This is a genomic window from Amycolatopsis lexingtonensis (genome assembly GCF_014873755.1).
In the GTDB taxonomy this organism is placed as follows: Bacteria; Actinomycetota; Actinomycetes; order Mycobacteriales; family Pseudonocardiaceae; genus Amycolatopsis; species Amycolatopsis lexingtonensis.
Window position 1 is genome coordinate 1,484,027 of record NZ_JADBEG010000001.1, and the last position, 8,926, is coordinate 1,492,952.

At 74.2% G+C, this 8,926-nt stretch carries 7 protein-coding genes; 6 read left to right on the plus strand and 1 reads right to left on the minus strand.

Going from position 1 to position 8,926, the window contains the following annotated elements; all coding sequences use genetic code 11:
* Positions 1–5 precede the first annotated feature (5 nt).
* The gene (locus tag H4696_RS07255; protein WP_338078656.1) at positions 6–2,861 is read right to left on the minus strand and encodes a type 2 lanthipeptide synthetase LanM family protein; all 2,856 of its coding nucleotides are present in this window, start codon (positions 2,859–2,861) and stop codon (positions 6–8) included.
* Between the two features lie 421 nt (positions 2,862–3,282).
* On the opposite strand from H4696_RS07255, the gene H4696_RS07260 reads away from it, so the two are divergent.
* From H4696_RS07260 to H4696_RS07285, 6 genes are all read left to right on the plus strand, one after another.
* On the plus strand, positions 3,283–3,768 hold the full coding sequence (locus tag H4696_RS07260; RefSeq protein WP_086861966.1) for a cobalamin B12-binding domain-containing protein: 486 nt from the start codon (positions 3,283–3,285) through the stop codon (positions 3,766–3,768).
* Entirely contained in the window at positions 3,765–5,006 is a 1,242-nt protein-coding gene (locus H4696_RS07265; protein WP_086861967.1) for a methylaspartate mutase, read from the plus strand. Before H4696_RS07260 ends, H4696_RS07265 begins: the two co-directional genes overlap by 4 nt.
* A 30-nt stretch (positions 5,007–5,036) precedes the next feature.
* Complete coding sequence (locus H4696_RS07270) at positions 5,037–6,020, plus strand: asparagine synthetase A (RefSeq protein WP_086861968.1); 984 nt, start codon at positions 5,037–5,039, stop codon at positions 6,018–6,020.
* Positions 6,017–7,270, plus strand: a complete 1,254-nt coding sequence (locus H4696_RS07275) for a glutamate synthase-related protein (protein ID WP_086861969.1) — start codon at positions 6,017–6,019, stop codon at positions 7,268–7,270. Before H4696_RS07270 ends, H4696_RS07275 begins: the two co-directional genes overlap by 4 nt.
* A 118-nt stretch (positions 7,271–7,388) precedes the next feature.
* Positions 7,389–8,714 carry an MFS transporter gene (locus H4696_RS07280; protein ID WP_192782130.1) on the plus strand — a complete coding sequence of 442 codons (1,326 nt, stop codon included), beginning with the start codon at positions 7,389–7,391 and terminating at the stop codon, positions 8,712–8,714.
* The gene (locus tag H4696_RS07285; RefSeq protein WP_086860440.1) at positions 8,711–8,917 is read left to right on the plus strand and encodes an MbtH family protein; all 207 of its coding nucleotides are present in this window, start codon (positions 8,711–8,713) and stop codon (positions 8,915–8,917) included. The genes H4696_RS07280 and H4696_RS07285 overlap by 4 nt, the downstream gene beginning before the upstream one ends.
* The last annotated feature ends 9 nt before the right edge of the window (positions 8,918–8,926 follow it).

The window sequence follows — 8,926 nt, forward strand, 5'->3', positions numbered from 1 at the left end:
GCGGATCAGCGGGTCGGGGCTTGCAGGAGCAGGGCGGACGGGACGCGGGGGCCGAAGCCGAGGCGCAGCAGGCCGTACCCGATGCCGGCCAGGCCGGTGAGCAGGCCGGGGGAGGGCACGCCGTCCGGGGTGCCGCAGCGCGCGCCGTCCTGTTCGACGGCGGTCAGCAGCAGGCCGGTCCGGGTGGCGAGGGCGGCTTCGGCGCCGGTGTGGCCGGTCTCGGCCAGCACGCCGAGGACGTCGGTGATGCCGGTTTCGCCGTGGCACAGGGACAAGTCGCGCAGCGGTTCCTGGGCGGCCAGCCGCCGGACCTGCTCGTCGAGGCCGCCGAGCACGTCGGGGTCGCCGGCGTAGGCGAGCACCTGGCCGGCGAGGCCGGAGCACCAGCCGTGCCCGGTCGCGGCCTTCGCGGGCGGCAGGGTCGCGGTCTCGCGCGGGTGCCCGGACAGGGCCCAGTCGACGCCGGCCGCGCCGTGCGCGAACCCGGGGTCGGCCAGATCGGGGTCGATGGACCGGCTCGCGAGCTCGGCCGCGTAGGCACCGGCGAGCACGGTGGCGAGCTCGAGGCCGGTCTGCGCGGCGACCGAGCGCAGCGCGACCAGCCCGCCGGCCAGCCCCGTGGTGAACCGCGGTGACGTCCGCGGCGTCGGGGCCGGCATCACCGCGACCGTGCGGGCGCAGAGGTCCAGCAGGTCCGGCCGGTCGAGCAGCCGCGCGAGGCGGGCCGCGGCGTAGGCGACGCCGCCGAGCCCGAGCAGGCCGCCCGGGCCGGCCGCTTCGGCGAGCTCCGGGTCGGCTTCGAGCGCGGAAACCAGCGACGGCAGGCCGGAAACGGCCTTGCCGGCCAGGTCCCGGTAGCGGTCGATGCCGGTCAGCTCGGCGAGCTGGGCGAGGAACAGTGCCACGCCGGGGTAGCCCTCGCCGAGCCCGCCGCCCATCGGCAGCACGGTCCAGTACTTCTCGTCGACGAGCTCCAGCCCGACCCAGTTGACGCGCCCGCCCGCCGTGCAGGCGCGGGCGATGATGGCGTCGGCGACGCCGCACGCGGCGGAAAGCAGGTGCGCGGGTTCGGGGGTCTTGCTCGGCAGGATGCCGTCGCTTACCCCGCTTCCGGCGTGCGTCTCGGCGTCGGGCCGGGTGGCCAGCGCGGCGGAGATCAGCCACTCCTGGTCGCGGCGGTCGATGGTGGTCATGCCGGCGATCTTCGCCCGCACCGTCGCCAGCGGCGTCGTGCCGAGCAGCCCGGCCAGCCGGTTGCGCTCGGTGTCCCAGACGTCGGCGGAGCCGGGCTCGCCGGTGAACATCGGGACGTCGCCCGCCCACAGGTCGGTCAGCTCCGCGGCCACCAGCGCGCGGCGGACCTCGTCGGTGCTGTCGTCGTGCAGCAGCCCGAAAGCGTCGTCGCGCGCGGCCGCGTCGGCCAGCAGCGACGGGTGCGTGGTCTCGTCGAGCAGCCGCGTGTAGAAGCTCGTCGGGCGGACCAGCACGCGGATCCCCGCGCCGGCGCAGCTTTCCAGCAGCGCGGCGAACTCGGTCGCGCCGGCGGCGATGGCGTCGTACCCGGCGCGGAACCCGGCCAGCAGCGCGGCGCCGTGCTCGGCCGGCTCGACGTCGACGCCGCCGAGCGTGGGCCGGTTGACACCGGTGCCGACGCCGCCGGGCACGCGGACCAGCCGCATCCGGTCGGTGCCGGCGTCGAGCCAGTCGACGCGCTCCAGCGCCGGGGCCGCGGCGCGGCCGCCGCCGAGCCCGGAGATGTCCACCGCGCCGTGCTCGCCGACGATCATCTGCGGCAGCAGCATCGTCCGGTGCACCGAGCGGGCGAGCAGTTCCGCGGCCGGGTCGGTTTCGGTGCTTTCGGCCGGCAGCACGGGCTGGAACAGCGTTTCGATGTCGATCAGCACCGGCTGGTCGCCGGCCGCGATGATGTTCTCGAAGTGCACGTCGGTCCCGTCGAGGGCGTGCAGCAGGGCGAGCAGCACGCCTTGGCGGCGGTAGAAGCGGTCGACCTCGGTCAGGTCCGCGCACGGCCGGTGCTCGACGAACCGCAGCCAGCCGTAGCCGGGCCGGGTCAGCACGTCGACGGTCGCCAGCTCCAGGCCGGGGACGCGCGGGTTGAGCCAGCCCACCAGCGCGGTGAACGCCGTGTGCAGGTCGAGCGGGCGCGGCTTGTAGACGACCCGCGCGCCGCCGGCGAACCGCAGTTCGCGGACCGCGCGGCCGCGCTGGTGCGCGTCCCCGGTGCCGCCGCTGACCTCGACCAGCGGGCCGGGGTCGGTGCCGACGAACGCGGCGAGGGCCGCGCGGTCGGCGTCGAACCGGGCCAGCAGCTCGGTGGCGGCGGCGATCGCGTGCAGGGACGCCTGCGCGGCGAGCCGGGCGAGCACCGGGTAGCGGTGCAGCAGGTCGGTCAGGCCGGCGGGGGTGCCGGTCCGGCGGACGAAGTCGGCGAAGCGCGCTTCCGGCGTTTCGCCCTCGAGGATCTCCTTGTGCCGCGCCCGGCCGAGCTCCAGCACCAGGGTGCGGGCGGCGAGGCCGGCCAGCTGGTGGCCGAGCTGCGCGGCGCAGCCGTCCGCGACCCCAGCGGCGTCGACGGCGGGCGAACCCGCTGCGGCAGCCGCGATCGCGGCGCGGGCCGCGTCGGTGAAGGGACGGAACACCGCGGCGAACGCCGTCCGCCAGCCGTCGCTTTCACGTGAAAGCGGCGCCCCCAGGTCGTCGCTTTCACGTGAAAGTGCCGCCTCGGCGAAGTCCACCCACGCGGGGCGGGTGCCGGGGCGCCGCTCGTGCGGGGTCAGCCCGGCCGCCCACCAGGTGGGCGGGAGCGTCGTGGTCGCCGGGTTCGGCTGCGGGGGAATCACGGGATCGAGCATGCCAGCGGGTGACGCCGGTTACATGGGGGTGCTACGCCCGCATTCCCGCCCGGCATGGGGGCGCTCTGGGGGTTAATGGGGGATCGGGCGGGAAAACGCCTGGTCGCGAAGTGGGGACACGGCCGGACGGACGTGGCGGTTGCGCCGTTCGGCGGGCGGGTTCCCCGGGCCCCTGATGGAGGTGCGCGCCGGGCAGGCCACCCATCCGGGGCAGCCCGGTACACCGGACTTCGCGTTCGCGCGCGCGGCCGCGACGCCCGCGCGCGAGGCGGACCGGGGTGGGCGGACGGCGCGGGAATGCGGGGCCCCCGCACCCATGTGCGCCGGGCGCCGGCCGATGACGATTCGTCGTGAGAAGTTCGCGGCCCGCACCGCGGACGTTCCCCGAACGCACAGGGAGCGACGCACGATGACCACCTTCCAGATCGAGCAGACCCCGGACCGGCCCGCCGTGTCCGCGGGGCCCCCGCTGAAGTTCGTCCTGTCCAGCGTCCAGTCCGACTCGCACATGTGGAACCTCGTCGCCCTCCAGCTGATCATGGAGGAGATGGGCCACGAGGTGGTCAACCTCGGTGCCTGCGTCCCGGTGGAGCGGCTGCTGGCCGCCTGCCGCGAGGAGCGGCCGGACTGCCTGGTGATCAGCACCATCAACGGCCACGGCCACGTCGACGGCGCCCGGGTGATCTCGGCGCTGCGGGCCGACCCGGTCCTGTCCGGGCTGCCCGCCGTCATCGGCGGCAAGCTCGGCGTCCACGGCGACGCGAACAGCGCGCTGGAGGCCGAGCTGCTGGCGCTGGGCTACGACGCGGTGTTCCACGTCGGCGCCGGCGATTCCGGCCAGGCGATCGAGTCCTTCCGCGAGTTCGTCGCCGCGAACATCCGGACCTTGCGGTGACCGCTGCCCGGTCGGTGTTCAGCGCGTTCGTGGCCGAGCACCGCCGCCGCCGGACGCTCGTCGTCCAGCCGCGGATGGGGTTCTCCGACCCGGCCGCGATGCGCCGCGGGCTGCGCGCGGTGGCGGGGGCCGGCGTGCCGGCCGTCGGCACCGTGACGCTCGACAGCTACACCCGCACCGGGCAGCACGACCTCGCCGCGATGTCCGTCCAGTCCGGGGTCCCGCTCAACGGCTTCCCGCTGGTGGCGCTGGGCCCGGCCGCGACCGCCGAGCTGGTGGCCGGCCTCCCCGGGTTCCCGGTCCAGGTCCGGCACGGCTCGGCGCAGCCCGAAGACATCTTCGACGTGATGCTCGAAGCCGGTCTCGACGCTTCCGAAGGCGGGCCGGTGTCCTACTGCCTGCCCTACAGCAGCGTGCCGCTGCGGACGGCGGCGAAGTCGTGGTCGCGCTCGGCGTCGCTGCTGGCCGGGCAAGCGGTCGACTGCCACTTGGAGAGCTTCGGCGGCTGCATGCTCGGCCAGCTGTGCCCGCCGGGCCTGCTCGTCGCGCTTTCGGTGCTGGAGTGCCTGTTCTTCGCCGAGCACGGCGTGCGCAGCGTGTCGGCCAGCTACGCGCAGCAGACGAACCCGGAGCAGGACGCCGAAGCGCTGTGGGCGATGCGGCGGCTGTGCGACGAGGAACTGGCCGGCGTGGACCACCACCTCGTGCTCTACACCTACATGGGGCTGTTCCCGGAGTCCGCGGCCGGGGCGCGGGAGCTGGTCGCCGAGAGCGTCCGGCTGGCCGTGCGCACCGGCACCGAGCGGCTGATCGTCAAGACCACCGCGGAAGCGCACCGGATCCCGACCGTCGAAGAGAACGTCGAGGCGCTGCGGCTGGCGCACGCCACCGCGCTGGAGCAGCCCGCCCCGGCCGCGCCACCGGGGGACACCGAGGTGTACGCCCAGGCGCGGCTGCTCGTCGACGAGGTGCGCTCGCTCGCCCCGACGCTGACCGAGGCGCTGCCGGCGGCGTTCGAACGCGGCCTGCTCGACGTCCCGTACTGCCTGCACCCCGACAACGGCGGCGAAACCCGGTGCGTGCTCGACGACGAAGGCCGCCTCCAGTGGTGGCACACCGGCCGGATGCCGCTGCCGCCCGCGCTGGGCGGCCGCCGCGGCCACGACCGGGTCAGCGCGACCCGGCTGCTCGCCGACCTGTCCTACCACCGCCGACGGCTCGACCCGGTCCTGTCCTGAACCGCCCGACCAGCTGGGAGTGAGAACGCCATGGAGTACACCGTTCCGCCGGACCCGCGCACGCACCTGACCGCGGAGCGCACCCGGCACGTGCTGGGCCTGCAGCACAAGCTGCTCGCCGAGGCGCGCGCGTTCCTGGGCGCCCGCGGCTTCACCGAGCTGCTGCCGCCGGTGATCGGCCCGGTCACCGACCCGGGCGGCCGCGGCGCCAAGCAGGTGGACGTCGACTTCTACGGTCACCGCTACAAGCTGATGACCAGCGCGATCCTGTACAAGCAGGCGTCGCTGCTCGGCTTCCCGAAGATCTTCTACGTCGCGCCGAACGTGCGGCTGGAGCCGCTGGAGACGGCGAACACGAGCCGGCACCTGGCCGAGTTCCACCAGCTCGACGTCGAGGTCGCCGGCGCGTCCCGCGACGACGTGCTCGACCTGCTGCAGGACCTGGTGGCGCACGTGGTGCGCCGGGTCGTCGAGGACGCGGGCGACGTGCTGGAAGCGCTGGGCCGCGACTCGGGCGCGTTCACCGACCTGCTCGGCGGCGCGTTCGGCAGGCTGTCGCACGCGACCGCCGTCGAGACGCTGCGCGAGCTCGGCCACCCGCAGAGCGCGGACGCCGAGATCGACTGGGCGGGCGAGGCGATCCTGTCGGACAAGCACGCGCGGCCGTTCTTCCTCGTCGACTACCCGAAGGGCTCGCGCGGGTTCTACGACCGGGAAAGTGTTTCGGCGCCCGGTGTCCTGCGCAACTTCGACCTGATCGCGCCTGAGGGGTACGGCGAGCTGTGCAGCGGCAGCGAGCGTGAGCACGAGTACGGCCGGATCGTCACGCGGATGCGCGAAACGGGGGAGAACCCGGCGAAGTACGCCTGGTACCTCGATCTGGTCCGCTCGGGGATTCCGGCCAGCGCCGGCTTCGGGCTGGGCGTGCAGCGGTTCACGCGGTACCTCGCCGGGCTGGACGCGGTGTGGCAGGCGACGGCGTTCCCGAAGCTGCCGGGGGTGGTCTCGCCGTGACCGCGCTGGAGGCGTCCGGTTTCCCCGCCGACCAGGTCCGGGAACGCGCGCGTTCGGGGGCCGCGGCGGTGTTCCCGCCCGCGTCCTCGTACGGGACTTCCTTGTTCGGTGGGGCCGCGGGGGATGCCGCGGACCTGCTGGAGTCGGCGCGGCTGGTGCCGCCGGTGTTCGTCCCGCGGCGGCTGGAGAAGCTGATCGAGCTGGGCCGCGAGCCGCTGTACGGCGACGTCTCGCTGTCGACGTCGATCGGCGGGTTCGCGTCTTCGCTGCCGGTGTACTTGTCGGCGTTCGGCTCGACGCAGGTCGCGGGCGAAGGGCTGGGCGCGGCGGCTTCGGCGCAGGCCGCGCAGCTCGGGATCCCGATGGTGATCGGCGAGAACGTCGTCCCGGTGCACGGCCACGGGCGGACCGGCGGCCCGTCGGCGGGCACGTTGCTGGAGCGCCTGCGCGCCTACGGCGACGCGGTCCCGGACGGCCTCGGCGGCGTCGTCGTGCAGCAGAGCACGGAGGACGCCGACGCGGAGGTCTGGAACCTGGTGTATTCCGACCCGTCGGCGGCCCCGCTGCTGGACTCCGGGCGGCTGGCGTTCGAGCTGAAGGTGGGGCAGGGCGCGAAGCCGGGGCTGGGCGGGATGACGCTGGTTTCGCCTTCGGCCGCCGCTTCGCTGGCTTCGGCTTATTCGGTGGATTTCTCCTTGGGTTCGCGGGTGCTGCGGAGCAGCTCGCCCGGGACGTTCACGCCGGAGATCCTGCGGCAGCAAATCCGCTTGATGCGCAACAACTTCCCGCGCGCCGGCGTGTGGGTGAAGCTCCCGCCCGGCCGTGATGTCGCTTCGGCGGCCGCGGTGGCGTGGGAGGCGGGAGCGGACGCGGTGACGGTCGACGGGGCCGAAGGCGGGTCGGGGTGGGCGCCGTTGTCGTTCGCTTCGGTCGGGCTGCCGTTGGGTGAGTGCTTGACGCGCATCGGTACCCCGGCGGGGTGCCTGCTGGCTTCGGGCCGGATGTGGGAAGGCACGCGGGTGGCGAAGGTCCTGGCTCTGGGCGCCCGCGCGGCGGGCCTCGGGCGGGCGGCATTGCTGGCGGTGGACACGGATCCGGTGTCCGGGCTGGTGCGGTTCGCAGAGGCGCTGGCTTTGGAGCTGCGGCTGCTGCTGAGCGCGCTGGGTCAGTACCAGGCGGACGCGCTGACGCCGGAGGACGTGTGGTTCCCGGGCACGCCGGAGCCGGTTCGCGAGCAGGTGCTGTCATGACGCGCCGATTCGCCGGCCGTTGCGCCGGTTCGAAGGTCTTGAATGAGTCATTCAGGACCTCCGAAGACCTGAATGAGTCATTCAAGACGTCGGGCGCGCCGGCGATCGGCGGCGCGTCATGACCGCGGTCGACGAGCCCCGCGCCGCGGCGGTGGGTGACGTGGCCCGCGCTGGGGTGGCCGATCCGAGCAGTGTGGCCGCCGGGCCGGGCAGCGCGGCGCCTGAAGCGAGCGCGAGCCACGTGGGCAAAGCCCTGCCTGCTCCCTTCCTCGGCCTCGTCCTCGCCATGGGACTGTCCTCCTTCGGCGACGCGGTCTGGCTCATCGCTCTCTCCATCACCCTCGTCGGCACCGCCGGTCCCGCCCTCGCCGGCCTGGTCCTCGCCCTCGGCTCCCTCCCCAAAGTCCTCACCCTCCTGGTCGGCGGCGCAGTAGCCGACCGGACCGGGCCGCGGCGCGTCCTCATCACCACCGATCTCATCCGCGCCGGTGCCATGCTCGGCGGGGCCGCCGCCGTCCTGGTGGTCGGGCCCGACGTTCCGCTGCTCGCCGGGCTGATCGTCGTCATGGCCGTCGCCAGTGCCTTCTTCATCCCGGCCTCCGACGCCCTGCGCCCGAACCTCCTGCCGCCCGAGCACCTCGTGCGGGGGAACGCCGTCTACCTCGCCGCCGTGCGTGGGGGGCAGGCTGCCGGTGGGGCGCTCGGGTCGTGGCTGGCCGGGCTCGGGGGGCTGGTCACCGTCGCCGCCGTCAACGGGGTCAGCTTCCTCGTCTCCGCGCTCGCCGCCGGGAACACCAAGACGCTGACCAGCAAAGAACCGCGTGAACGCGTCAAGCTCCGGCAGCTGGGCAAGGAAATAGCCGAAGGCGCGCGGTACGTCGCGAGAAGGCCCGCGCTGCGGACCGCCATGATCGTCACCGGGCTGCTCGAACTCAGCGGGGCCGGGCCGATCAACCTCGGGCTCGTCCTGCTGGGCGGGAACCAGGGCGCGGGCTGGCTGCTCACCGCCATGACGCTCGGCGCGTCCCTCGCCTTCGTCGTCTCGGTCAAGTGGCCGCCGCGGGAGAAGGCCGGGCGGCTCGCCACCGCCGGGCTCGCCGCCCAGGTCGGCTGCCTGGCCCTGCTGGCCACCGGGAACCTCGCCGTCGGCATCGCCGCCTTCTTCGCACTCGGGCTGGTCGCCGGGCTGACCGCGCTGGTGCTCGTCAGCCTCGCCCAGCGGTGGTCGGCGCCGGAGATGCGCGGGCGCGTGATGTCGATCCTCGCGCTCTTCACCCTCGCCGCCACCCCGATCGGCAACCTGTTGATCGGCGTCCTGGTCGAGGCGCTCGGCGTCCCGCTGACCATGTTCGCCCACGCCGCGGTCGCGCTCGTCGCGCTCGCCCTGCTCGTCGCCACCCCGGCACTCGGCCGGGCCGCCCTCACAGAGGAGAAGAAATCATGAGCAACCCCTTCGAAGACGAGAACGGCACCTTCCTCGTCCTGGTCAACGACGAGAACCAGCACTCGCTCTGGCCGTCCACTGTGGACGTCCCGGCCGGCTGGCGGACCGTGCACGGCGAGGACACCCGCGCCGCGTGCCTGGAGTACGTCGAGAAGAACTGGACCGACCTGCGCCCGGCGAGCCTCGTCGCCGCGATGCGCTGACCCTTCCCC

Bases quoted from the DNA above. Each gene is read 5' to 3' on its own strand.
- H4696_RS07280 (WP_192782130.1), top strand. From the start codon at position 7,389: ATGACCGCGGTCGACGAGCCCCGCGCCGCGGCGGTGGGTGACGTGGCC.
- H4696_RS07285 (WP_086860440.1), top strand. From the start codon at position 8,711: ATGAGCAACCCCTTCGAAGACGAGAACGGCACCTTCCTCGTCCTGGTC.
- H4696_RS07260 (WP_086861966.1), top strand. From the start codon at position 3,283: ATGACCACCTTCCAGATCGAGCAGACCCCGGACCGGCCCGCCGTGTCC.
- H4696_RS07270 (WP_086861968.1), top strand. From the start codon at position 5,037: ATGGAGTACACCGTTCCGCCGGACCCGCGCACGCACCTGACCGCGGAG.